Source organism: Synechococcus sp. CCY 0621 (genome assembly GCF_019038465.1).
GTDB lineage: Bacteria > Cyanobacteriota > Cyanobacteriia > PCC-6307 > Cyanobiaceae > Cyanobium.
On sequence record NZ_JAFKRH010000043.1, the window covers coordinates 1 to 22,093 of the forward strand.

Below are 22,093 nucleotides of genomic sequence, written 5' to 3' on the forward strand. Positions count from 1 at the left end.
CCCGCCCGGTGCCCGCGGCCCCGGCCCGGCCCGCCGCCGTGGCCCCACCGGCCAAACCCCTGGCGGCTCCCAAGCCCACCAGCCCGGCTCCGGTGAACCGCACCTCCGCGCCCCCGGTGCGGGTCGGTTCCCCCCAACGCCCGCCGGCGCCGGCTCCGGGCCGCCCCGTGCAGGGCGGAACCGGTGCCGCACCCACCCGGCCACCGGCCACCCGGCCCCAGCTGGTCGGCCGTCCCCAACCCGGTCAGGGTGCCACCAGCAGCAGGCCCGCACCTCCGTCGGCCCGTCCCCAGCGTCCTGGCACCCCGGCGCCGATACGGCCCGGCAGCGCCGGCTCCAGGGCCGGATCGGCGCCGGGCCGGCCCGGTCCCACCCCGCTTGAGCTGGTCGGCAAGCCGATCCGCCGCGACTCGGCCGGTCCTGGCACCACCGCCGCCGGGCGTCCCGCAGCCCCCGGCCGCCCTGGGATCCCGGCGGGCATGCGCAAGCCGATGGCCCCCGGCGAGCTGATGCAGCTCCAGAAACCCACCGGCCGGCCGACCGCGGCGCCGCCGCGCCGTCCCGACAGGAGCGAGGGCGGCACCGAAACCGGCGGTGACACCGAAGGTGTGACACGCCCCACCGCCACCCCGCCGGCGGCCCCCCGTCGCCCTGGCTTCCGCCCGCCCACGCCGGCCGGCGCCCGTGCCCCCGGCGCCCGGCGCCCCGACTGGGACGACAGCGCCAAGCTGGAGGCCCTGCGCAGCCGCACGCCGCAGAAACAGCGCACCAAGGTGCACATCATCGGCGAAAACGATGATGCCCTCACCGCCGAAACCGGCGGCTTTGCCGGCGAGCAGGAAGCCCTGGTGCTCCAGGCCAGCCTGGCCCGGCCGGCCAAGCCGCGCACCCCTGGCGGCGCCCAGGCCAAGCCCACGGTGGCGGTGCGCAAGCGCAAGAAGGAGACCACCCGCCAACGCCAGCGGCGCCGTGCCATGGAACTGCGGGCCTCCCGCGAAGCCAAGGCCCTGCGCCCCGAAATGCTGATCGTGCCCGAGGGCAACCTCACGGTGCAGGAACTCGCCGACCGCCTCGGAGTGGAGAGCTCCGAGATCATCAAATCCCTGTTCTTCAAAGGGATCATCGCCACCGTCACCCAGACCCTCGACCTGCACACGATCGAGACGGTGTCAGAGGAGTTCGGCGTGCCCGTGCTCCAGGACGACATCGAAGCCGCGGCCAAGAAGACCGTGGAGATGATCGAGGACAGCGACCTGGCCCACCTGATCCGCCGGCCCCCGGTGGTGACCGTGATGGGTCACGTTGACCATGGCAAGACGAGCCTGCTCGATGCCATCCGCAAGACGCGGGTGGCGGCGGGCGAGGCCGGCGGCATCACCCAGCACATCGGTGCCTACCAGGTGGATGTGCCCCATGGCGACGAAACCCGCAAGATCACCTTCCTTGACACCCCTGGCCACGAGGCGTTCACCGCCATGCGGGCCCGCGGCACCAAGGTCACCGACGTGGCCGTGCTGGTGGTGGCCGCCGATGACGGCGTCCGCCCCCAGACCCTGGAGGCGATCAGCCACGCCCGCGCCGCCGAGGTGCCGATCGTGGTGGCGATCAACAAGATCGACAAGGAAGGGGCCCAGCCCGACCGGGTCAAGCAGGAACTCTCCGGCCTGGATCTGGTGGCGGAGGACTGGGGAGGCACCACCGTGATGGTCCCCGTGAGTGCCATCAAGGGCGAAAACATCGACAAGCTGCTGGAGATGATCCTGCTGGTCACCGAAGTGGAGGACCTGCAGGCCAACCCCGACCGGATGGCCCGGGGCACTGTGATCGAGGCCCACCTCGACAAGGCCAAGGGTCCGGTGGCCACGCTGCTGATCCAGAACGGCACCCTCAAGGCCGGCGACGTGCTGGCGGCGGGTCCGATTCTCGGCAAGGTGCGCGCCATGGTCGACGACACCGGCAAACGGGTCAAACAGGCCGGCCCCTCCAGCGCCGTGGAGGCCCTCGGCTTCAGCGAGGTGCCCACCGCCGGCGACGAGTTCGAGGTGTACACCGACGAGAAGAGTGCCCGGGCCGTGGTGGGCGACCGGGCCAACGAGGCCAGGGCCACCCGCCTGGCCCAGCAGATGGCCTCCAGGAGGGTGTCCCTGGCCTCGATGTCGGGCCAGGTCAGCGAGGGCGAGCTCAAGGAGCTCAACCTCATCCTCAAGGCCGATGTCCAGGGCAGCGTGGAGGCAATCCTCGGATCCCTCGAACAGCTGCCCCAGGAGGAGGTTCAGGTGCGGGTGCTGCTGTCGGCCCCTGGTGAGATCACCGAAACGGACGTCGACCTGGCGGCCGCTTCGGGCGCCGTGATCGTGGGCTTCAACACCTCGATGGCCTCCGGTGCCAAGCGTGCCGCCGATGCCACGGGTGTGGATGTGCGCGATTACGACGTCATCTACAAGCTGCTGGAGGACATCCAGATGGCCATGGAGGGCCTGCTGGAACCGGAGCTGGTGGAGGAGAACCTGGGCGAAGCAGAAGTGCGGGCCGTGTTCACCATCGGCAAGAGCGCCGTCGCCGGTTGCTACGTCACCAACGGCAAACTGCAGCGCAACTGCCGCATCCGCGTGCACCGCGGCAAGGAGCTCGTCTACGAAGGCGATCTCGATTCGCTGCGTCGCAACAAGGACGACGTCAAGGAGGTGGCCACGGGCTTCGAGTGCGGCATCGGCTGCGACCGGTTCACCGGCTGGCAGGAGAGGGATCGGGTTGAGGCCTTCAAGTTGGTCACCCAGCGCCGGACCCTCAGCACCTGATCCCGTGACACCCCGCAGCGAGCCCCTGCTCTGGCTCCAGCTGATCGGCTTCGGGGTGTTGCCTCTTGAGGCCCTGCTGTTGCTGCTGGTGCTCGCCGGCAGCGACCCCGGCCCCCTGCCGGGGCTGGAGCGGCTGCTCTGCTGGGCGATCGGCGCCCTGGCGCCGGCCCTGCTGCTGGTGCGTCGCCCCGCCGACGTCTGGTCGTTGCTGCTGCTGCAGACCCCCCTGAAAGGCCGCCGGGAGCTGCAGCGCCGGCTCAGCCGACTCCAGGCCACCCCTGCCCTGGCGCTGGCCACGGCCGGCGGTGCCGCCCTGGGCCTGCCCCTGCTGTGGTGGATCGACCGTCAGGCGGCCGTGGCCTCCCCCGTCTCCCCCTTCAGCGCCTGTCCGCGGCTGGTGGCCCTGCTGCTGGCGGCCCTGCTGCTGGCGCTGATGCTGTGGCAGTGGCAACAGCTGCTCCAGTCCCTGTGGCTGCTCAGCCGCAAGCCAGAGACGGTGGCCGGGACAGCGCCGCTGAGCCAGGCGGAACTGGAGCAGCAACGCCTCTGCCTGGGTTTGCCGCTGCTGCTGCCGGAACCCCTGAAGCTGCAGGAGCCCTCAATCATCCCCCCGGTTGCGGTCGAACCAGAGCAACGCACCGAAGAGGCTGAGGGCGCCGACCTGGATCAGCAGGTCCCCTGAGGCCACCTCCGAACCGGCGGAGGCCCTCAGTGCCATCGTCGCCAGACCAAGGCCGGCGGAGGCCACCAGGGCAAACCACAGCGCCCGCCGCAGCCCCCGCCAAGGTGTCTTGGCTTCCGCCAGCAAGCGCCGGCGCAACTCCGGATCCAGGGATCTCTTCGGGTCGGATCCCATGGAAGGGCGTGAAGCGGGTGGCGATCCGACGAATGCTAATTTCTTGGCCGACGCCGGTGTAGCTCAGGGGTAGAGCAACTGATTCGTAATCAGTAGGTCGTCGGTTCAAATCCGATCACCGGCTTCTCTGCTCACCCCGCCCCAGTCCCCGTTCCGAGGCCAGCTCCGGTGCGTTTTCGCTTGGCGGCGTCAGTGGCGATACTCGGACCATGGATGATCTCAGGACGCGCCACGAGCAGCTGCTGGAGAGCCACCATGGAGCTCTGAAGGATGCGGCCGAGCAGCTGCTGGCGCAGGCGAGCTGGTCGCTGGGCACCACCGCCCTGCTGCTGACGAGCCAAGGCCCCGAGCGCAGCAGGGTGATGGCCGTGGGGGACCTCGGCCGCTGGATCGACCACCTGGGGCCGGATCTGGACAGCTTCGTGAGACTGCGCCGCCAGGGCGTTGGTACCGAGGAGGCCTATGCCCGGTGCCACGAGCTGGAGGGGGACACGTTCCTACGCGCCTGGCAGGCCATCCAGGGGAGCCATCCATTGGTGAGCCACGACGATCTCAACCGCTTTGCCGTACTGTCTCAACAGGGATTTGCCCGAACACCCAGAAACATGCTTGTGGTGGTGAACTGGGGGGATCAGGTGACGGCTTTCCTGGTGTCCTGTGATCGCCTCAAGCGTGAGAGACAAGATCGACTCGTGTAACCACGACGTGCTGCGAGGCACCAGCCACGGATCGGGTCTCGCCCTCAGTCCTCGTCTTCGGTGGATCCTGCGGGAATCAGGCGGATCTGCTTGCGGCCCAGCTTGATCTCGAATTCATCGCCAGGCTGCAGATCGAGCATGGCGGTGTAGGCCTTGCCCACCAGAAGATTGCCGTTGCCTTGGACGGTGGCCACATAGCTCAGCTTGCGGCCGCCCTTGGATGCACCCTTGCCGCCACCTTCACCCAGGCTGACGCCCTTGGCTTCCAGCAGGGCCTCATAAAAGGCCGTGAAATTCAGACGCTCGGCGCCATCCTTCTTGGTACTGACGTAGCCGCAACCACGCACCAAATCGGATTTCGAGACATCGCCCAACTCCTTGACCTTGGCCAGGAGATCAGATCCGGTGAGCATGGGGAGCAAACAAACCTTACAAGACTCACTATAAAGGTTTATCTGCTTGTCGTCATTAGAGGAGCTGCCGATACACGCCAAGGGCCAACTCGCATCTGAATCCATCTGCTGCTCGGCCAGGGCCTCGGCTCCAGCCCAGGGCTGGGCTCAGCACAACGCCACCGGCCACTCCACCTTGACCACGTCGAAACCGTCGCCACCAAGACGGTTCAGCTCACCGGCGGCGCGCACCGCCGCTTCATGGGTATGGAACAGATAGGCCTCCATCGGATCGCTCACATCCCCCAGACCCTGGTCGTCGGGACGGATCGAAACGTAGGAGCCGTCCGATAGGCGCTGCAGCACATAGCGCTCGGCCTGGGTGCACTCCAGGGGATGGGCGGGATCGATGTCGGGTGCCCAGAAATGCATCACATCCACCTCGCGCGGCTGTTCTGAGCTACTCCAGCGAACCGTACGCCCGTGGGAAGGCGCCACATGTCGTTGCAAGCTGCGGGCGCCAGCGGATCAGGTCTCGTTGCCGCCGAAGTCATCGTCGTATCCCTGGTAAGGCTCGAACTCACTCCAACCGGGACTGGCGTTCTGGAGCAGTCCATAGCGGGCGTCGACATCATTCATCAGGGTGTTGCCGGTGGGCACCGTGTCGCAGGTGATGGAGCCATCGGCAGCGGTGACGCAATTCTCGAACTGCACGTTCGCCAGAGATTGCCCCGTGCCCCCGATCAGGGAAAGCACCAGTCCACCAGCCAGGCCAAAGGCGAGAAGTGACGGCGAGCGCCGCCAAGGCTCACGGGGTTGCTGTTCGTTCGCCATCACCGGGGAGCATCTACTGGGATGATGGCACCGCTCGAACAGACGCACCCATGTACACCGACTGGACCGCCGTGATCCTGCTGCTGCTCACGGCAGCGCCGCTGGCGGCGGTGGTGGCCACCACCGCGTTCTTCATCTGGCGGCGGAAGCGGACGTCGCGTTGACGATCCGGAAGAACAGTCCGTCGCCTGCCAACGCCTGGGTGTGCCCCTGACCCAGGCAATCCAGGCAGGTGCGGTACCGCTGGTCATCAATCCTCAGCAGACCGCTGCCGCCGCACTGGGAACATCGGCACGGTGCAGGGGGATGGCTCCTCGAGTCGGCGGAGGGAACCTGAAGGGACATGGCCAATTGCCGATGATTGTTCTGATCTCCTCACTGTGACCGACCCAGACCCCTTGAATCCCGAAACCTTCCTTAAACCTTTTTCCCCTTGGCCCGGTTCGGGTGCAAGCAGGCGTCCAGAGCCTGAATCGACAGGCTGGCCGCCAGCTCCCGGGCACTGAGTCGACTATCCGCTGGCACCAGTTCCAGGCTGGCCGCCAGGCAGCCGATCACCGCTGGGGCATCCAGGCCGCGGCTGCGCAGACCGGCCAACCCCTCGGCCCCCTCCCGCTTGCTCAGCCGCTCGCCCCTGGCGTCGCGCCAGAGGGGCACATGGGCATAGGCCGGTGCAGGGAAGCCCAGGGCGGTGATCACTGCCACCTGGGCCCCGGTGGAGGGCCAGAGATCATCCCCACGCACCACCTCGCTGATCCCCATCAGCAACTCGTCGACGGCGGTGGCCAGGTGGTAAGCCACCACGCCATCGGCCCGCCGCAGCACCACGTCCCCCACCGCGGTGGGGCCGTCCTGGCGGCCGCAGGGACTGCCGCGTTCCTGCCAGCCCAGGACACCTGGCTCCAGGCGCAGCCTCCAGCTGGGCAGGCGACCGTCCTGGGGCCCCCACAAGGGCACCTGGTCCCGGCAGTACCCCGGGTAGACCGCCAAGGCCCCATGGGGCGCCGAGACATCGGCCAGCAGCCTGCGGCTGCAGCGGCAGGGGTAGAGATGGCCGGCCCGGCGCAGGGCTGACAGAACGGTGGCGTAGAGGCCGCGATGGACGCTCTGACGCACCACCGGCCCGTCCCAGTCGAGGCCGAGCCAGCGGAGGTCGTCAAGGATGGCGGCCTCGGCACCCAGCCGGTTGCGGGGGGTGTCGAGGTCGTCGATGCGGAGCAGCCACTCCCCGCCCCTGAGCCTGGCTTCAAGCCAGCTGAGCAGGGCGGTGCGGAGATTACCCCGGTGCAGGGGCCCCGTGGGGGAGGGGGCAAAACGGGTCCGGTAACCCTGGTGTCGTCGCCCCACACCCTGGGCGAGCTGGGCCTGGAGATGGTGGGGAAGCCGCATAGCCGGGGCCGGAGCCCCGGCGGGCGCTGGCATGGCGAAACGGCCCTTGCGGCGGATCAGCCCTGAACCTTGTCCTTGAACAGCTTGCCGGCGGTGAAGGCGGGCACGCGCTTGGCGGGGATCTTGATCTTCTCGCCGGTCTTGGGGTTCAGACCCTGGCGGGCGGACCGTTCCCGGGGCTCGAAGGAGCCGAAACCGAGGATGGACACCTTCTTGCCCTCGACCACCGAGTCCACGATGGTTTCGATCGCGGCATCGACCACGAGGGAGACGTCGGTCTTGGTGAGCTCCGTGCGGGCAGCCACGATGTTGACGAGATCAGCTTTGTTCATGGTTCTGGGTAAGCCTCCGGATAGGTGGCGATGGCGGGGTTCGGGACGTCGAGTGATGAAGGCGAATCGGAAGTCCCCGACCGCCCGATGCGCTCAGCGCGCCAATCGTATGGGTCCTGCGGCGGGGCCGCAACTAGAAAAGTCCACTCATGACAGCGGTTTGGGGGTCATGGGTCCGTCGGGGGGCTGGAGGACCATGGCCTCCAGATCCAGGTCGCGGATCAAGGAGGCGCCCTGCTCCACCAGCTTCGGGCCCCTCAAGGCCCCCAGTCCGGCGCCGCTGGCGATCCAGTCGGGGGACCCGTCCGGTAGCCACTGGCGCAGGCGCTCGACGCTGCGAAGCTGGCGTCCCCAGTGAAAGGTGCCCCGCAGCCGCAGGGGCGCCACGCGGGCCGGCGCCACCGGAACCAGCAGTCGGCCGCAGAACAGCCCGTCCAGGCCCGCGCCGCCCAGCGGGGACACATGCACCACACAGGCCCCGGGGGAAGGCCCCGGCGTCCAGAGCAAACGCACGTCCGGCTCGAGTTGGTGCTCGCTGGCGAAGGTGTGCAGCGGATCCACGCCGGGCAGGAGGTAGGCCTCCTGCTCCTGCACCAGGACCGGCCATCCCAGGGCCTGCTGCAGGCGGCGGCAGCGGCCGTGGCCGTCGCGGCCGGTGAGCAGGATCCAGGCCTGGCACGCAGGGCGGGGGCGAGCCGCCAGGAACTGCAGGTTGGCCCGGGTAAAGGCGGGGCAGTCGATCAGCAGGTCGGCGGCGGCCGTCTCGAGCAGCCAGGCGCTGCCCCCCTGACTCTCCCGGCTGGGCGCGAACAGCCACAACCCCGGGGCCACCGGCTGGGGCGGTCGGCCCTCCTCGGGCGGCAGCAGGGAAGCTTGAGCACTGGCCATGGCCCCATTGAACCTCCGGCGGCAGCTTCCGTAGCCCCGACGTACCCTTGGGGGCAATCCAGGCCAGTGATTTGTCGGCGACCCGGATCGGACATCCCTGGCCACTGGGGGCCTCCGTCACGCGCCGGGGCGTCAATTTCTCCGTGGTGGCCCCCCTGGCCACGCGCATTGAGCTGCTGATCTTCGCGGACGGCGAGGCCCGCGAACCCCTGGAGGTGATTGAACTCGACCCCTGCCACCGCTCAGGGGAGCACTGGCATGTGGAGGTGGAGGGCCTGGGCCTGGGCTGCTGTTATGGCTACCGCGTCTTCGGCCCGATCCAGCCGGGAAGCCACGGCTTCAATCCCTCCAAGGTTCTGCTCGACCCCTGCGCCAGGGCCGTCACCGGCTGGGAGGGTTATCAGCGGGGCGCCGCTGTCGGGGCTGTCCCCAACGCCTCCGCCTGCCTCAAGGGGGTGGTCACCGAGCGCGACCGGTTCGACTTCGACGCCGCCCCCCGCCCGCGCCATCCGTGGCAGAAGAGCATCATCTATGAGCTGCACGTGGGTGGCTTCACCCGGGGCAACGGCTGCCCGGTGCCAGCAGAACGGCAGGGAACCCTGCTGGGGTTGATCGACACCCTGCCCTACCTCCAGGAGATGGGGGTGACGGCCATCGAGCTGCTGCCGGTGATGGCCTTCGATCCCCAGGACGCCCCCAACGGGCGCTTCAACCATTGGGGTTACAGCCCCGTGAGCTGGATGGCCCCCCACCCGGCCTACCTGGTGGACAGCGACCCGTTGCAGGGACGGCATGAGGTGCGCCAACTGGTGACCGCCTGCCATCAGGCGGGCCTGGAGGTGATTCTTGATGTGGTTTACAACCACACCAGCGAGGGCAACCAGCAGGGCCCCACCCTGAGCTGGCGGGGGTTCGGCGACGCCCTCTACTACCACCAGACCGCCAAGGGCGATTACCTCGATGTCAGCGGCTGCGGCAACACCATCGCCGCCAACCGCCCCCTGGTGCGGCGTCTGATCCTGGAGTCCCTGCGCTGCTGGAGCACCGAACTGGGCATCGACGGCTTCCGCTTCGATCTGGGCATCGCCCTGACCCGGGGCGAGGCGCTGGCTCCCCTCGATGCCCCCCCCCTGTTCGAGGAGATGGAAGCGGATCCTGACCTCAGCGATCTGAAGGTGGTCAGCGAGCCCTGGGACTGCGGCGGCCTCTACCGGCTCGCCGACTTCCCCGCCCGGCGGGTGGCCAGCTGGAACGGCCGCTTCCGCGACGATGTGCGTCGCTTCTGGAAGGGGGACGACCGCAGCACCTGGACCCTGAGCCAGCGCCTTTCCGGCAACCCGGACCTGTTCAACGGTCAGCCCTCGCCGGTGGGACGCACGATCAATTTCCTCACCGCCCACGACGGCTTCACCCTGGCCGACCTGGTCAGTTTCGACCGCAAGCACAACCTGGCCAACGGCGAGAACGACCGCGACGGGGACAACCACAACAACAGCTGGAACCACGGTGTGGAAGGGCCCTGCAGCGACCCGGGGGTGCAGAGCCTGCGTGACAGGCAGCTGCGCAACCTGCTCGCCTCTCTGCTGCTGGCCCCCGGGGTGCCCATGTTGCTGATGGGGGACGAAGTGCGCCGCAGCCAGGGGGGCAACAACAACACCTGGTGCCAGAACAACCCCCTGGGCTGGATGCACTGGCAGCCGGACGCGGGCGACCTGGACCTGCGCCGGTTCCTGAGGCGCCTGATCCACCTGCGTCAACGGCTGGCCCCCCTGCTGAATCAGGAGCTGCCCCCCACCCCCAGCGGGCAGGTCAGGGGCGCCGGCAACCTGCCCCTCTGGCGGGAGTGGCACGGACTCGAACTGGGCAGGCCGGACTGGGCCAGCTGGTCCCACTGCCTGGCCTGGAGCCTCCACGACGCCAGCATCGGTCCCCTGATCTGGTGTGGGATGAACGCCTACTACCAGCCGATGCAGTTCGCCCTGCCGCCCCAACCGGCCGGCTGGCGGCGGGTCATCGACACGGCCATCCCCGGCGACCATGACCTGCCCGCGACGCCCGAACCCTGGCTGCCGGCCACGGCCCCCCTGGAGAGCCGCAGCCTGATGCTGCTGGTAGCCACGCCCCTGCTTGAGGACACGCTCGTGGCTTCAACCCCGAGGGCCAGGACCTCCCAGGCCAAGGCCGCCGGGGGAAAGAAGAAAGCGGGCGGCGGGAATCGAACCCGCATCATCAGCTTGGAAGGCTGAGCCACAAATCACCCAATCTGATTGCGGCAGCAGGCTTCTCAACAACGGAAAAAACCCATGTGAGACGTTTGGTGAGATGTTTTGCTCTTGTAAGCCGCCTGGGGTCCTGGAGGGCCGAGGAGGATGTCCGTCACGTAAACAGTGCCTGAGAACGTGGCGAGATTCGCGAGACGCCCTGCGGACGGGAAGGCGCCTTATTCATGGAGGAGGCCACTTCCATGAATAAGGCGACAGCGGAATCAAGGTTGGAGCGGAGGTGCCCACGTCTACGTGCGGCGCGAGGGAACCGAGCCGCTCAGATCGTTCTGCTCCACGGCATCGGGCTTGCTGCCAGCCATGCCGCAAGGCTCTGCAGACGCCGCAATGCTCCGGTCGTCAGCGGCCGTCCTTCAGCCGTGGGCGGGCAGCGGCGCCGGCCGCAGAGCCATGCAGTACACGGTGGGCGCCGCACCCCCTTTGCCGCAGCACGGCTACAGGCCATCGCCGAGGGCTTGGACCCCAACAGCAACTCCTGGCAGGAGATGGTCCTCGCGGAGAAGTACGCCGGCTTGCACGATCCGCCGGAGGGCTCGTTGATCGGCTGGACCCGCGTGCAGGAATAAGGCCGCAGGTTGCTGAGACCGATCAGAACGGTTCAGTCCTCCGCTGGTTGTCCGCGACCCAGTGCGTGAAGGCCTCGCGATCAAGCTCGCCGCTGGCCACGGCCGATACAACGGCCTCGGCGGCATCGATAGAGGCGGTCAACTCAACCCCGTTCAGCACGAGCGTGATTTCCATGGCGGCATGGCCGATCCGCTTATTGCCATCCACGAAGGGATGGTTCTGGATCAGGGAGAACCCCAGCGCTGCGGCCTTGTCATTCAGTCCTGGGTAGAGATCAGCACCACCAAAGCTCTGGTGGGGCTGGGCGAGGGAGGCCTCCAGCAGGCCCAGGTCGCGCAGGCCGGGCATGCCACCGGTTTGCTCGATGAGGCGACGGTGCAGCTCCAGCACCTCGGGCAGGCTCAGCCTGCGCATTAGGCCAGCCGGCGATAGAGCTCCTGGTTCTTGGTGAGCACCCGATCTGCAGCGGCCTGGAAATCAACCGATTGCCGAGCAACCAGATCCCGCACTGCTGCCGCAGCCAACTCGGCCTCAGTGACGTGGAGACGGCGAGCCGTTTCGCTCAAGGCCTGGGCATGCTGGTCGCTGAGCTCGATCGCGATTCCCACCCGCTCGCTCCACCTGGAGGACTCATGCCATCCAGGTTGGCACCTCCGTTCGCGGACGGCTGGCCGCGGAATTGGCGGTTCTGCGAGGAGGGCTCGCTGCGGGCCTCTCCATGCCACGCTCATGTCTGCCGCTTCTGCCTGCTGCAGGCCAGAAGTGGATCCATTTCTGCTGCTGAAGTCCCGCGGCAAGGCCGTAGGGTGCGCACCTTGAGGCCGAGGGCGGAATGGAGCTCGGTGACGCTCCAGCGGCTGATCGAGCGATGCACGGGCCTGCGCCAGAAAAGCCGCTGCCGCGGCGGAGTGGGCCTCCGGCGTCATCACCGCCAGCAGCACTCAGGTGTCGATGGAGAGCATCAGGCGCGTGGGCTCCTCCCGCAACGCCCGCTGCAGCGCGGCACCAGCTCGGCGATGGCCTTGCCGCGGCGGGCGATCACCACGGTCTGGCCGGCCTCCATGGCGTCCAACAGGATGGAGAGCTGGCTCCTGGCTTCCGCCACAGTCTCCTGCACCATGGCCGTTGACCATCGGGATGACCCACTCTGGGGCGGCGGGTCAGGAGCTCACCACCGGATCACGGTGCAGCCGCTCACGATGGGGTGCCTAAAGGAAGCGGGCGGCGGGAATCGAACCCGCATCATCAGCTTGGAAGGCTGAGGTTTTACCACTAAACTACGCCCGCAGCAGTACAGAGGTACTGGAGCTGGTTCGCCGGAACCGGCTGCAGCATTATGACCTGCACCGGCCTGCCCAGACCGGACCACCGACACCGGACGACCCCCACAGGAGCGCCTCAAGGTTTGACCTCCCCCACGCCGTCCACCCCGCCGCCGACAGCGCCGGACTTGCCAGCGTGTGTGGTGGACACGGCGGACCTGCCAGCCGGTGAACGCCGACGGGTGCTGCTCGCCTACGGCATGGGAGATGCCGGCACCGGGATGGCCGCCTCCCTGATCGGCTTTTATCTGTTCATCTTCTACACCTCGGCGGCAGGCCTGCCACCCTGGATGGCCGGCCTGGTGCTGATGGTGTCCCGGCTCTGGGATGCCATCAACGACCCGATCGTGGGCTGGCTGAGCGACAAGACCCGCTCGTCCTGGGGCCCCCGACTGCCCTGGATCCTCGGCAGCGCCGTTCCACTCGGCTTCGCCATGGCCCTGATGTGGTGGCTGCCGCCGGGAGGGCTCTGGGTCCGATTCGCCGTCTTCGTGGCCATCTCGATGGTGGCCAACAGCCTCTACACCTGCGTCAACCTTCCCTACTCGGCCCTGGCCGCCGAACTCACCACCAGCGTCAACCTGCGCACCCGGCTCAACAGTGCCCGCTTCACCGGCTCGATCATCGCCGGCCTGGTGGGCATCGTGCTGGGGGGCGTGCTTCTGAAGGATCACCAGAATCCCGACAGCTACCTGCAGGTGGGAATCTTCTCTGGGGTGCTGATCACCTGCTCCACCCTGCTCTGTGGCTGGGGCATCGCCCCGGCTGCAAGAAACTGCCAGCGTCCCTCCAGCCAACGGGGCACCACCCGGCGGCTCCTGGCCCGGGTAGGCAGCAACGGGCGCTTCCAGATGGTGCTGGGGTTGTACCTGCTGCTCTGGTGCGCCCTGCAGATCATGCAGACGGCAGCGCTGATCTACCTGCCGGTGGTGATGCGGCTGCCGGAAGGCTGGAGCAACTGGATCCTGCTGCCCTTCCAGGTCAGCACCCTGGTGGGGCTCCAACTCTGGACCGGCGTCGCCCGTCAGCGCGGTCGCCTCACGGCCCTGCACTGGGGCACAACCCTCTGGATCGCCGCCTGTCTGATGGCGATGCTGCTGGTGCCCCTTGATGCCGCCATCGGCCCGACTGCATCGTCCGGAAACCTGCTGCGGCTCTGTGCCCTGGTGGTCACGATCCTGATCGTGGGCCTGGGGGCCTCCACCGCCTACCTGATTCCCTGGGCCCTGCTGCCGGATGCCATCGATGCCGATCCGGAGAAGCCCGCCGGCCTCTACAGCGCCTGGATGGTGTTCACCCAGAAGATCTGCATCAGCCTGGCCCTGTTCTTCTTCGGCAATCTGATGAGCCTCAGCGGCTACCAGGCGGCCCGGGGCATCCTGCAACCCGACAGCGCCCTGCTGGCGATCCGGATGTGCATGGGCCTGATCCCGGCGCTGCTGGTGGTGCTGGGCCTGGTGGTGATGCGCCGCTGGCCGGAGAGGGGCCCCCACCCGGAGGCCCTGCCCGCCTCCGTGCCATGAAGGCGCCGCGCTGGCTGCAGCGACTGGGCTCCAGCCTGATGATCGGCGGCCAGGCCGTCAGCGCCATCGCCCGCGGCCGCATCGGCATGGTCGATCTGATCCAGGAACTGCTGGAGGCCGGGCCGGGCAGCTTCCTGATCGTGCTGATCACGGCCCTGGCGGCCGGCACGGTGTTCAACATCCAGGTGGCGGCGGAACTTTCCAAGCAGGGGGCCAGCTCGGCCGTCGGGGGCCTGCTGGCGCTTGGCCTCTCGCGGGAGATCGCGCCACTGCTCACCGCCACCCTGCTCACCGGCAAGGTGGCCACGGCCTATGCCGCCCAGCTGGGCACCATGAAGGTGACCGAGCAGATCGACGCCATCACAATGCTGCGCACCGACCCGGTGCAGTACCTGGTGGTGCCCCGGGTGCTGGCCATGGTGGTGATGGCGCCGGTGCAGTGCCTGCTGTTCTTCTGGATGGCCATCTGGTCGGGCCAGGTGAGCAGCACGCTGCTGTACAGCATTCCGCCCACCGTCTTCTGGAACTCGGTGCGGGTCTGGATGGAGCCCGACGACCTGCCCTCGATGCTGCTCAAGGCCGTGGTATTCGGCCTGATGATCGCCGTCATCGCCTGCGGCTGGGGGCTCACCACCCGCGGGGGGCCGAAGGAGGTGGGCGCCAGCACCACCGGCGCCGTGGTCATGATTCTCGTCACCGTCGCCCTGGTGGACGTGCTGCTCACCCAATTGCTCTTCGGCCAATGACCACCACCCCCTCCCCCCCGCCAGGCTCCGCTGCTGACGAGGTGGTGCTCCACCCCCGCTTCTGGGTGCCGCTCGGCGTGCTGCTGCTGGCCGGCGCCTGCCTGGGGCTGCGGCCCCTCTGGGGTGGCGTGGTCTGGCTGGCCCTGGGAGCGGCCGTGATGGGGCTGTTCCTGCTGCTGCAGACGGCCCTGCTGCGGTTGCGCTTCGCCCCGGAGGCCCTGCTGGTGGCTCGCCGCGACACCGTGATCCGCCGCTTTCCCTACGACGCCTGGATCGGCTGGAGGGTCTGGTGGCCGGCCCTGCCGGTGCTGTTCTATTTCCGGGAGGAGAACAGCATCCATCTGTTGCCGATGCTGTTCGATGCCACGGCCCTGCGGGAGCAGCTGGACCTCCGCCTGCCACCCCCTACCCCCGCTCCCCGCAACCCCGCCTGAGTCCCCCGCTGCCTTGCTTACCCTCCTGCCATGAGCGACCGCCCCGAACCGCCCGCCATCGAGCCCGCCGAAACCACCCCCCAGGACGCCGCCAGGGGTGATGGCGGGCTCCTCGACCTGGCCCTGACGGAGCTGCGGCAGCGCCGCAACGAGCTGCTGGGGGAGATCGCTCAGCTGGAGGCCCGCCGGGAGCAGATCAACCAGGAGATCGCCGGCAGCTTCGCCGGCCAGTCGGATGCCATCGCCCGGCGGCTCAAGGGCTTCCAGGAGTACCTGGTGGGGGCCCTGCAGGATCTGGCCGCGGCGGCCGAGCAGATGGAGCTGGTGGTCCAGCCGCTGGTGGTGCAGCCCTCCCCCCTCGACCAGGCCACGGGCAGCCTGGAGATCGGCGCCGCCCGAGAGTCCGCCGTGGCCCCCGCCGCCGCCGGCCTGTTCAGCGACGATGCGGACCTGATCAAGGAACGGTTGGAGCAGTTCGGCGGCCAGCCGGATTTCTACGCCGATCCCTGGAAGCTGCGTCGCACCCTGGAGCCGTCGGCCGCCACCAGGTTGGCGGACTGGTTCCTTTCCCAGGGGGGACGGGGCGCCCAGGCCAGTGGCGGCAGCCGCAGCCGCAACGCCCTGGCGGCGGCGGCTGCGATCGCGATCCTCGGGGAGCTCTATGGCGAGCGCTTCCAGACCCTGGTGCTGGCCAGCCAGCCGGAGCGGCTGGGGGAATGGCGCCGGGGACTGCAGGACTGCCTGGGACTGAGCCGCGAGGACTTCGGCCCCGCCAGCGGCATCGTGCTGTTCGAGCGGCCCGATGCCCTGATCGAGCGGGCCGATCGGCTGGAGGAACGGGGCGAACTTCCCTTCATCGTGATCGATGCGGCTGAGCAGGTCATCGAGATCCCCATCCTGCAATTCCCCCTGTGGCTGGCCTTCGCGGCCAGTCCCGGTGAGATCGACGCCGAAGCCGATCTTTACTGACGCTCAAGATCCGGTTGGCCCAGCCAGGTCCGCGCCCCTCCCTTTTCTTCCCCCATGGCCTTCCTTCCCGATCTGCTGTTGCTGCCGGCGGGCTACCTGCTGGGCTCGATTCCCTTCGGCTGGCTGGCGGGCCGCTGGCTCGCCGGCATCGACCTGCGCCAGGAGGGTTCCGGCTCCACCGGTGCCACCAACGTGCTGCGGGTGCTTGGCAAGGGTCCAGCGCTGGCTGTGTTCCTGCTCGACGTGCTCAAGGGCACCGCCGCCGTGCTGCTGGCCAAGGCGGTGCTGCAACCCCTCGGGGGCTTCAGCACCGCCAGCGACTGGGGGGTGGTGGCGTCGGGCCTGGCGGCGCTGGCGGGCCACATCTGGCCGGTGTGGCTGGGCTGGAAAGGCGGCAAGGCGGTGGCCACCGGCCTCGGCATGCTGCTGGGCCTGACCTGGCCCGTGGGTCTGGCCTGCTTCGGCATCTTTCTCACCACCTTGAGCCTCAGCCGGATCGTTTCGCTCTCCAGCGTTGTGGCGGCCCTATCCCTGCCGTTGCTGATGCTGGGCTCCTTCGATGACTCCGGCCTGCGGCCGGCCTACCTGAGCCTGGCTCTGCTGACCACGGCGCTGGTGCTCTGGCGGCACCGCAGCAACCTGCAACGGCTGATGGCCGGCACCGAACCGAGGCTGGGGGCCGGCCGCCACTGAAGGGGATGGGGCGCTGCAGCGCCCCGTAAGGACTCAGGCCAGTTGCCGGCTGCGCTCCGCCGCAGCCAGCACCGCTTCGATCAGGGCCGAACGCAGGCCAGCTCGCTCCAGTTCCCGCAGGCCGGCGGCCGTGGTGCCGGCGGGGCTGGTCACCATGTCCTTGAGCTCACCGGGGTGCAGCTCCTGGCCCTGCAACAGGGCCGCCGTGCCAGCCATCGTGCGGTGGGCCAGGTGACTGGCCAGGGGCCGGGGCAGACCCGCCGCCACCGCCCCGTCGGCCATGGATTCGGCCACCAGGGCCAGGAAGGCCGGGCCCGAGGAGGTGAGGGCCAGAAAGGGGTCGAGCTGGGGCTCGGGCAGCTCGAGCACCTCCCCCACCTGGGCGAACAGCTGGCGCACCTCCTCGCGCCGGGCCTCGCCGACCCCCTCACCCCAGCTCAGGCCGGTGAGGCCAGAGCGCACCAGGGCCGGGGTGTTGGGCACGGCCCGCACGCAGGCCCTGCCCGGGAACAGGGCCTGAAGTCGCCGCAGCGGCACCCCGGCCAGCACCGAGATCAGCAGGGGCTCCTGGCCGGGTGCGGAAGCCAGGGCCGCCGCCGCTGCGGGGGCGACCGCTTCGATCTGCTGGGGTTTGACCGCCAGCAGCACCACCGGAGCCGACCAGGCCTGGGCCGCGTCGGTGCAGACCTGGACGCCGAGTTCGCCTGCCAGCTTCAGGGCGGAGGCCTCCGTGGCCACGGCCGCCCGCACATCGGAGCGCTCGAGCAGGCCGCTCTCCAGCAGAGGCAGGAGCAGGGCCCGGGCCATCCGGCCCAGGCCCACCACCCCGAAGGTCTCAGACCATGGCATCCGAACGGCCCCAGGCGGGGCTGGGGGCTGCGTCCTGCTGGTCATCGACAGGGCTGGTGCGGCCGGAGACCACGGTGGGGGAGGCGGCATCCTCACCACCGGCGGTGGTGACGGTGACGCAGCTGGGGGCGAACAGGAAGATGCTTTCGCCCACCCGCTCCTGGTGACCGTCGATGGCGAAGGTGCCACCGGCCACGAAATCAACGGCCCGCTGTGCCTGATCCGGCTCCATCATCGTGAGATTGAGGATGACGGTCTTGCGCTCCCTGAGGGCCTGAATCGCCCGGGGCATTTCGTCGAAGCTGCGCGGTTCCATCAGGCACACCTCAGCCACGGCGCTGGTGATCCCAGGCATGCCGATGACGTTGGTTCCGGCAAAGGGATCGTCGGTGGAAAAATCCGTGCTCAGAGCCAGGGCTCCGGGGTTTCTGATGGCCGAGGAAGAAGCGCTGGTGCTGGTGGTGGTGTCACCGGGGTCGTAGTCGAGTTCGTCGTCGAAGTCGCCATCGAGATAGTCGTCACCGGAGACGACGGCACGCAGGCGGGAAAACAACGACACGGAGTCGACCTCGGGAAGGATGCTTGGCCTTGAATAGCGTCCCACATCCGAGCCGGCAAGATCCGAACGCCTTTTCATGGCTGGATTGGGCGACTTCCGAACAGAACACTGCCGAGACGCACCCAGGTGCTGCCGGCCGTGACGGCCTCGCGCCAGTCGCCGCTCATCCCCATCGAGCAGTCGTGGAGCCCCAGCCCATCAGCCAGAGCGCGGCATTCCCGGAACAGTGTCAAGCGGGCCTCAGGCGTGAGACCCAACGGGGCGATGGTCATCAGTCCCAGACAGCGCAGGGGCTGCAGGCGCTCCAGGTCGGCCCCCAGGGCGCGCACCTCGGCGGGGTCGAAACCGGTCTTGGCCGGGTCGGGGCGGAACTTCACCTGCAGAAGGATCCCAGGGGCCAACCCTTCCTCGGCGGCGATCCGCTGCAGCCGCCAGGCCAGCTCCAGGCTGTCGACGGAGTGGATCGTACCGAAGCGGCGCAGCACGGCGCGGGCCTTGTTGGCCTGCAACCGGCCGATGAAATGCCAGTCGAGATCGGGTAGGTCGGCCAGGGCCTCCTGTTTGGCGATGGCTTCCTGCAACCGGCTCTCCCCGAAGCTTCGCTGGCCCAGGGCCGCCGCCTGACGCACCAGATCGGCCGGGTGGCCCTTGGACACCGCCAGCAGCCGGGTGGTGGCAGGCAACGCCGCCCGGAAGGCCTGAAGCCTCTGCTCCAGGCTGGAGTCCCCCATCTCGGCCGCCTCCGGCGACGCCTCCGCCATCAGATGAAGGTCTGGTCGAACAGCTGGCGCCAGCGGGCCTGGGCCTCGGGTCCCTCCCGGCGGCAGCGGGCCAGGTTCTGTTCGGCGAAGTGGCGGGCGTCCATCAGGGGGATCACCTCGAAATGGGCCCCCCGCTCCTGGAGTGTCACCAGAAAGAAGATGCGCTGCGCGTAAAGGGTGGCGTAGAGATCGCGGCTCTCGGCCACCGGCGCTACCCGATAGAGCATCCCGAATGTGGGGTGGTTCAGATAGCGCTCCGTGCTCACGTCTCCCTGCAGGCTGGGGCCATTAAAGGGCACCGACTTTCCAGCGCAGCGCCAGCAGCACCGCCAGGGCCAGCACCGCCGCCAGGCTGGCGCCGGTGGGTGTGGCCGCCGGCTGGTGCAGGCGGTCGGGAGGGAGCCACATCCCGCCCCGTGCCATCAGGGCTTCAGCCCCCTGCTCGGAGCGCAGCAGCACGTTGGCCAGCAGCCGCTCCCCCACGGCCAGCACCAGTCCGAGACTGGCCTTCCAGCCCAACCGGCGCAGGCTCACCGCCCGGGTGGCGATCGAGCGCAGCAGGTTCTGCAGCTCCTCCTGCACCAGGGGCAGAAAGCGCAGGGACAGCAGCAGGGTGAAGCCGAGACGCTCCACGGGCCAGCCCAGCGCCTTGAGGGGAGCCAACCACCAGGCGATGGTCCAGACCAGCTCCTCGGGCGGGGTGGAAAGCAGCAGCAGATTGGCGCTGTGGATGACGGTGAACAGCAGGGTGGCGCCGTTGATGCCCAGTTCGGCAGAGCGGCGGGTCACCACCAGGGGGCCCAGCTCCAGGGGACCGGCCATCACGGGGCCCCAGCGCACCAGCTCCCAGGACAGGCCGGCCCGCGACGGAGGTGGGGCACCGGCAGAACCGGGGACCAGGCGCAGCTCACCAGGGGGGCGCTGGAGGCTGGCCGGCGCCCCCCCAGCGGCCGGCAACAGGGCACTCAGCAGACCCACCAGCAGCGCCAGAGCGATCAGCAGCGGCAAGCTCTGGCGCCAGAGCCGCCAGGGCAGGCCGCTGACGGCGGTGATCAGCAACAGCAGTCCCACCAGAGACAGACGCCAGAGCGGACCGGCCAGGATCGGCGTCACCAGGAACGCCACCGTCCAGACCAGCTTCACCCGCGGGTCGAGCCGCTTCAGCCAGCTGCCGCCACCCTCGCGGCCCGATTCACCATCATCGACGTACTGCCCGATCGGCAGTTGCCGCAACCAGTCCATTCAGGCCAGGCCCCCCAGCATCGACGTCAGCCGCCCCGGCTCTGCTGGCGGGCCTGCTCCTTCTCAGCATCGCGCTGCTGCTTGCCGCGCCAGAACAGACGCACCGGCGACCCCTCAAAGCCCAGGGCCTCGCGGATCTGGCGCTCGACATAGCGGCGGTAGGTGTCGCCGAACAGCTTGGGATCGTTGACGAACAGGGTGAAGCTGGGGGGGCGTGTCGCCACCTGGGTGCCGTAGTAGAGCCGGCCCTGGCGGCCGCCGCGGGTGGTGGGCGGTGAACGCCAGCGCAGGGCTTCCTGGAGCACTTCGTTCACCACCGAGGTGCTCACCCGGCGGCGGTGCTGCTCCACGGCCACCGCGGCGATGGCGAAGATGCTCTCCACGCGCTGGCCGGTGAGGGCGGAGGTGAACAGCATCGGTGCCCAGTCGAGGAAGTAGAGCTTGGCGCGCAGCTCCTTCTCCATGGCGCTCATGGTGTGGCTGTCCTTCTCGATGGCGTCCCACTTGTTGACAACCACCGCACAGGCGCGGCCGTCTTCTTCGATGCGGCCCGCCAGGCGCTGGTCCTGCTCGGTGACGCCGTCAAGGGCGTCGATCACGAGCACACAGACATCGCTGCGCTCGATCGCCTTGAAGCTGCGGGTGATGCCGAAGTACTCCGGGCCGTAATCGACACTGCGGCGGCGCCGGATGCCGGCCGTGTCGAGCAGCTTCCAGGTGAGCCCCTCCCGCTCAAGGGTGGTGTCGATGGTGTCGCGGGTGGTGCCGCGGATCGGGCTGACGATGGCCCGGTTCTCGCCGCAGATGGCATTCAGCAGGCTCGACTTGCCGACATTGGGGCGGCCGATGATCGCCAGCTGGATCGGCTCGGGCCCCTCGGTCTCGGTGGTGGCCGGCAGGAAGCTGATCACCCGGTCGAGCAGGTCGCCGGTGCCGGCGCCGTGGATGGCGGAGATGGGGTGGGGTTCGCCCAGGCCCAGGCCCCAGAAGTCGGCCGCCATGGCCAGGCCCTGGTCGGGGGACTCGCACTTGTTCACCCCCAGCAGCACCGGCACCGACTGGCTTCGCAGCCACTCGGCGATGGATTCGTCGGCGGCGGTGACCCCCTGCTGGCCATCCACGATCACCACGGCCACCGACGCCTCGGCCAGGGCCAGGTTGGCCTGCTCCCGGATCTCAGGCAGGAATTCACTGTCGTCGTCGAACACCAGGCCGCCGGTGTCCACCACCCGGAAGATGCGGTCGCCCCAGAAGCCCTCCTGGTAGGTGCGATCCCGGGTCACGCCGGGCTGGTCATGAACGATGGCCTCACGGCTGCCGCAGAGCCTGTTGACCAGGGTGGACTTGCCCACGTTGGGGCGGCCGATCACGGCGACGACGGGGAGCGCCAATCTGACTTATTCCTTACGACGGATGCGTTACATAGACCCTACAGAGGGACCGCCGAATCAACCCACCGGTGGATCCCCAGGGTGGCCGGCCACCGGGTCGCTGGGCGGATCCAGCAGCGGCGGCAGCGGGCCTTCCTCGCTCAGAGATTCGCCCCGCTCAGCCAGGTGGGCCAGCAGCCAGTTCACCGCCGTGGCACGGCGGGTGCGGCGGGGATAGAGCCCGCCGATGCGATAGCCGGCGAAACCCAGCTGCTGCTTGAGCAGCTGCTTGTGCTCGGGGGGAATCGAGCGGGTGAGACGCACACTCGCCGGTCGCTCGGCGATCAGCTCCGGCGCCTGGGGAAAGGCCTCGGCCCAGGCGGGTGGGGTGTCGGGTCCGGCCTGCCAGTGGAGGTCCTCGGCGTCGGGGCGGTAGCCCAGACGCGGCCAGATCAGCCGGCACACGAAGCGGTCGCTGGTGCGGTCGGCCAGCACCGCTTCCAGAAGGGCGCGGCTGAGCGGAAACGGCGCCTGGGCGGCATCAGGGGCGGGGGCGGCGGCAGCGTCCAAAGCGGCGCAGGGCATCCGA

26 protein-coding genes and 2 tRNA genes are annotated in these 22,093 nt (G+C 68.9%); 10 read left to right on the top strand and 18 right to left on the bottom strand.

Features of this window, described 5'->3' with window-relative positions; genetic code table 11:
* Both infB and KUG43_RS14545 read left to right on the top strand, forming a co-directional pair.
* A partial coding sequence (infB, locus tag KUG43_RS14540; RefSeq protein WP_286194838.1) for a translation initiation factor IF-2 occupies positions 1-2,798 on the top strand: 2,798 nt, incomplete at its 5' end.
* Positions 2,799-2,802: 4 nt separating this feature from the next.
* The gene (locus KUG43_RS14545) at positions 2,803-3,480 is read left to right on the top strand and encodes a low-complexity tail membrane protein (RefSeq protein WP_216910239.1); all 678 of its coding nucleotides are present in this window, start codon (positions 2,803-2,805) and stop codon (positions 3,478-3,480) included.
* On the opposite strand, the gene KUG43_RS14550 is transcribed toward KUG43_RS14545, so the two are convergent.
* The gene (locus KUG43_RS14550) at positions 3,397-3,654 is read right to left on the bottom strand and encodes a DUF3493 domain-containing protein (RefSeq protein ID WP_216910241.1); all 258 of its coding nucleotides are present in this window, start codon (positions 3,652-3,654) and stop codon (positions 3,397-3,399) included. The two genes, KUG43_RS14545 and KUG43_RS14550, sit on opposite strands and share 84 nt — an antisense overlap.
* Positions 3,655-3,706: 52 nt before the next feature.
* Between KUG43_RS14550 and KUG43_RS14555 the strand changes: the two genes are divergently transcribed.
* Positions 3,707-3,778: transfer RNA gene (locus KUG43_RS14555), tRNA-Thr, on the top strand.
* 85 nt (positions 3,779-3,863) lie between these two features.
* Positions 3,864-4,352: a hypothetical protein gene (locus KUG43_RS14560; protein WP_216910243.1), complete on the top strand. Its 489-nt coding sequence runs from the start codon at positions 3,864-3,866 to the stop codon at positions 4,350-4,352.
* Positions 4,353-4,396: 44 nt separating this feature from the next.
* On the opposite strand, the gene KUG43_RS14565 is transcribed toward KUG43_RS14560, so the two are convergent.
* From KUG43_RS14565 to KUG43_RS14590, 6 genes are all read right to left on the bottom strand, one after another.
* Positions 4,397-4,765, bottom strand: a complete 369-nt coding sequence (locus KUG43_RS14565; RefSeq protein ID WP_216910245.1) for an AbrB family transcriptional regulator — start codon at positions 4,763-4,765, stop codon at positions 4,397-4,399.
* A gap of 147 nt (positions 4,766-4,912) precedes the next feature.
* Positions 4,913-5,176 (bottom strand): hypothetical protein, encoded by a 264-nt coding sequence (locus KUG43_RS14570; RefSeq protein ID WP_216910247.1) that lies wholly within the window; start codon positions 5,174-5,176, stop codon positions 4,913-4,915.
* A 96-nt stretch (positions 5,177-5,272) separates the two neighbouring features.
* Positions 5,273-5,578 carry a lactate dehydrogenase gene (locus tag KUG43_RS14575; RefSeq protein ID WP_286194840.1) on the bottom strand — a complete coding sequence of 102 codons (306 nt, stop codon included), beginning with the start codon at positions 5,576-5,578 and terminating at the stop codon, positions 5,273-5,275.
* 417 nt (positions 5,579-5,995) lie between these two features.
* On the bottom strand, positions 5,996-6,967 hold the full coding sequence (gene gluQRS, locus KUG43_RS14580) for a tRNA glutamyl-Q(34) synthetase GluQRS (protein WP_216910296.1): 972 nt from the start codon (positions 6,965-6,967) through the stop codon (positions 5,996-5,998).
* 56 nt (positions 6,968-7,023) lie between these two features.
* The gene (locus KUG43_RS14585; protein ID WP_015110525.1) at positions 7,024-7,299 is read right to left on the bottom strand and encodes an HU family DNA-binding protein; all 276 of its coding nucleotides are present in this window, start codon (positions 7,297-7,299) and stop codon (positions 7,024-7,026) included.
* A gap of 147 nt (positions 7,300-7,446) precedes the next feature.
* Complete coding sequence (locus tag KUG43_RS14590) at positions 7,447-8,187, bottom strand: MBL fold metallo-hydrolase (protein WP_216910249.1); 741 nt, start codon at positions 8,185-8,187, stop codon at positions 7,447-7,449.
* 71 nt (positions 8,188-8,258) lie between these two features.
* Here KUG43_RS14590 and KUG43_RS14595 point away from each other — a divergent pair, with 71 nt between their 5' ends.
* A complete protein-coding gene (locus KUG43_RS14595; RefSeq protein ID WP_216910298.1) occupies positions 8,259-10,433 on the top strand; it encodes a glycogen debranching protein in 2,175 nt (724 codons plus the stop codon).
* A gap of 624 nt (positions 10,434-11,057) precedes the next feature.
* On the opposite strand, the gene KUG43_RS14600 is transcribed toward KUG43_RS14595, so the two are convergent.
* From KUG43_RS14600 to KUG43_RS14615, 4 genes are all read right to left on the bottom strand, one after another.
* Positions 11,058-11,450 (bottom strand): type II toxin-antitoxin system death-on-curing family toxin, encoded by a 393-nt coding sequence (locus KUG43_RS14600; RefSeq protein WP_216910251.1) that lies wholly within the window; start codon positions 11,448-11,450, stop codon positions 11,058-11,060.
* Complete coding sequence (locus KUG43_RS14605) at positions 11,450-11,644, bottom strand: DNA-binding protein (protein WP_216910253.1); 195 nt, start codon at positions 11,642-11,644, stop codon at positions 11,450-11,452. The genes KUG43_RS14600 and KUG43_RS14605 overlap by 1 nt, the downstream gene beginning before the upstream one ends.
* 353 nt (positions 11,645-11,997) lie before the next feature.
* Positions 11,998-12,156 carry a type II toxin-antitoxin system Phd/YefM family antitoxin gene (locus tag KUG43_RS14610; RefSeq protein WP_286194841.1) on the bottom strand — a complete coding sequence of 53 codons (159 nt, stop codon included), beginning with the start codon at positions 12,154-12,156 and terminating at the stop codon, positions 11,998-12,000.
* Between the two features lie 96 nt (positions 12,157-12,252).
* Positions 12,253-12,323 (bottom strand) — tRNA-Gly (locus tag KUG43_RS14615).
* Between the two features lie 118 nt (positions 12,324-12,441).
* On the opposite strand from KUG43_RS14615, the gene KUG43_RS14620 reads away from it, so the two are divergent.
* Genes KUG43_RS14620 through plsY form a run of 5 tightly spaced genes read left to right on the top strand, consistent with a single transcriptional unit; the run spans position 12,442 to position 16,723 of the window.
* The gene (locus tag KUG43_RS14620; protein ID WP_216910255.1) at positions 12,442-13,881 is read left to right on the top strand and encodes an MFS transporter; all 1,440 of its coding nucleotides are present in this window, start codon (positions 12,442-12,444) and stop codon (positions 13,879-13,881) included.
* The gene (locus tag KUG43_RS14625) at positions 13,878-14,627 is read left to right on the top strand and encodes an MlaE family ABC transporter permease (protein WP_216910256.1); all 750 of its coding nucleotides are present in this window, start codon (positions 13,878-13,880) and stop codon (positions 14,625-14,627) included. The genes KUG43_RS14620 and KUG43_RS14625 overlap by 4 nt, the downstream gene beginning before the upstream one ends.
* Positions 14,624-15,061, top strand: coding sequence for a DUF3119 family protein (locus KUG43_RS14630; RefSeq protein WP_216910257.1), 438 nt, complete (start codon positions 14,624-14,626; stop codon positions 15,059-15,061). The genes KUG43_RS14625 and KUG43_RS14630 overlap by 4 nt, the downstream gene beginning before the upstream one ends.
* Positions 15,062-15,091: 30 nt before the next feature.
* The gene (locus KUG43_RS14635; protein WP_216910258.1) at positions 15,092-16,030 is read left to right on the top strand and encodes a DUF3086 domain-containing protein; all 939 of its coding nucleotides are present in this window, start codon (positions 15,092-15,094) and stop codon (positions 16,028-16,030) included.
* Between the two features lie 54 nt (positions 16,031-16,084).
* Positions 16,085-16,723 (top strand): glycerol-3-phosphate 1-O-acyltransferase PlsY, encoded by a 639-nt coding sequence (gene plsY, locus KUG43_RS14640; protein ID WP_216910259.1) that lies wholly within the window; start codon positions 16,085-16,087, stop codon positions 16,721-16,723.
* Positions 16,724-16,756: 33 nt separating this feature from the next.
* Here the strand turns inward: plsY and proC are convergent, their stop codons facing one another.
* The 7 genes from proC to KUG43_RS14675 form a co-directional block, all read right to left on the bottom strand.
* A complete protein-coding gene (gene proC, locus KUG43_RS14645; protein ID WP_216910260.1) occupies positions 16,757-17,572 on the bottom strand; it encodes a pyrroline-5-carboxylate reductase in 816 nt (271 codons plus the stop codon).
* Positions 17,559-18,131, bottom strand: a complete 573-nt coding sequence (locus tag KUG43_RS14650) for a cell division protein SepF (RefSeq protein ID WP_216910262.1) — start codon at positions 18,129-18,131, stop codon at positions 17,559-17,561. The genes proC and KUG43_RS14650 overlap by 14 nt, the downstream gene beginning before the upstream one ends.
* A gap of 74 nt (positions 18,132-18,205) precedes the next feature.
* Entirely contained in the window at positions 18,206-18,892 is a 687-nt protein-coding gene (locus tag KUG43_RS14655; protein WP_216910264.1) for a YggS family pyridoxal phosphate-dependent enzyme, read from the bottom strand.
* Positions 18,892-19,158, bottom strand: a complete 267-nt coding sequence (locus KUG43_RS14660; RefSeq protein ID WP_015110514.1) for a PipX family protein — start codon at positions 19,156-19,158, stop codon at positions 18,892-18,894. Before KUG43_RS14660 ends, KUG43_RS14655 begins: the two co-directional genes overlap by 1 nt.
* A gap of 22 nt (positions 19,159-19,180) precedes the next feature.
* Entirely contained in the window at positions 19,181-20,134 is a 954-nt protein-coding gene (locus tag KUG43_RS14665) for a CbiQ family ECF transporter T component (protein WP_216910266.1), read from the bottom strand.
* A 26-nt stretch (positions 20,135-20,160) separates the two neighbouring features.
* Entirely contained in the window at positions 20,161-21,525 is a 1,365-nt protein-coding gene (gene der / locus KUG43_RS14670) for a ribosome biogenesis GTPase Der (protein WP_216910268.1), read from the bottom strand.
* Between the two features lie 57 nt (positions 21,526-21,582).
* A complete protein-coding gene (locus KUG43_RS14675; RefSeq protein ID WP_216910270.1) occupies positions 21,583-22,089 on the bottom strand; it encodes a DUF1823 family protein in 507 nt (168 codons plus the stop codon).
* Between the last annotated feature and the right edge of the window lie 4 nt (positions 22,090-22,093).

What these genes read in the sequence shown, in the direction of transcription:
- KUG43_RS14625 (WP_216910256.1), top strand. Translation starts at nt 13,878, where the DNA reads ATGAAGGCGCCGCGCTGGCTGCAGCGACTGGGCTCCAGCCTGATGATC.
- KUG43_RS14565 (WP_216910245.1), bottom strand. Translation starts at nt 4,765, where the DNA reads ATGCTCACCGGATCTGATCTCCTGGCCAAGGTCAAGGAGTTGGGCGAT.
- KUG43_RS14570 (WP_216910247.1), bottom strand. Translation starts at nt 5,176, where the DNA reads ATGCATTTCTGGGCACCCGACATCGATCCCGCCCATCCCCTGGAGTGC.
- KUG43_RS14635 (WP_216910258.1), top strand. Translation starts at nt 15,092, where the DNA reads ATGAGCGACCGCCCCGAACCGCCCGCCATCGAGCCCGCCGAAACCACC.
- plsY (WP_216910259.1), top strand. Translation starts at nt 16,085, where the DNA reads ATGGCCTTCCTTCCCGATCTGCTGTTGCTGCCGGCGGGCTACCTGCTG.
- KUG43_RS14655 (WP_216910264.1), bottom strand. Translation starts at nt 18,892, where the DNA reads ATGGCGGAGGCGTCGCCGGAGGCGGCCGAGATGGGGGACTCCAGCCTG.
- KUG43_RS14630 (WP_216910257.1), top strand. Translation starts at nt 14,624, where the DNA reads ATGACCACCACCCCCTCCCCCCCGCCAGGCTCCGCTGCTGACGAGGTG.
- KUG43_RS14610 (WP_286194841.1), bottom strand. Translation starts at nt 12,156, where the DNA reads ATGGTGCAGGAGACTGTGGCGGAAGCCAGGAGCCAGCTCTCCATCCTG.
- KUG43_RS14600 (WP_216910251.1), bottom strand. Translation starts at nt 11,450, where the DNA reads ATGCGCAGGCTGAGCCTGCCCGAGGTGCTGGAGCTGCACCGTCGCCTC.
- KUG43_RS14665 (WP_216910266.1), bottom strand. Translation starts at nt 20,134, where the DNA reads ATGGACTGGTTGCGGCAACTGCCGATCGGGCAGTACGTCGATGATGGT.
- KUG43_RS14550 (WP_216910241.1), bottom strand. Translation starts at nt 3,654, where the DNA reads ATGGGATCCGACCCGAAGAGATCCCTGGATCCGGAGTTGCGCCGGCGC.
- proC (WP_216910260.1), bottom strand. Translation starts at nt 17,572, where the DNA reads ATGCCATGGTCTGAGACCTTCGGGGTGGTGGGCCTGGGCCGGATGGCC.
- KUG43_RS14575 (WP_286194840.1), bottom strand. Translation starts at nt 5,578, where the DNA reads ATGGCGAACGAACAGCAACCCCGTGAGCCTTGGCGGCGCTCGCCGTCA.
- KUG43_RS14585 (WP_015110525.1), bottom strand. Translation starts at nt 7,299, where the DNA reads ATGAACAAAGCTGATCTCGTCAACATCGTGGCTGCCCGCACGGAGCTC.
- gluQRS (WP_216910296.1), bottom strand. Translation starts at nt 6,967, where the DNA reads ATGCGGCTTCCCCACCATCTCCAGGCCCAGCTCGCCCAGGGTGTGGGG.
- KUG43_RS14560 (WP_216910243.1), top strand. Translation starts at nt 3,864, where the DNA reads ATGGATGATCTCAGGACGCGCCACGAGCAGCTGCTGGAGAGCCACCAT.
- KUG43_RS14675 (WP_216910270.1), bottom strand. Translation starts at nt 22,089, where the DNA reads ATGCCCTGCGCCGCTTTGGACGCTGCCGCCGCCCCCGCCCCTGATGCC.
- KUG43_RS14590 (WP_216910249.1), bottom strand. Translation starts at nt 8,187, where the DNA reads ATGGCCAGTGCTCAAGCTTCCCTGCTGCCGCCCGAGGAGGGCCGACCG.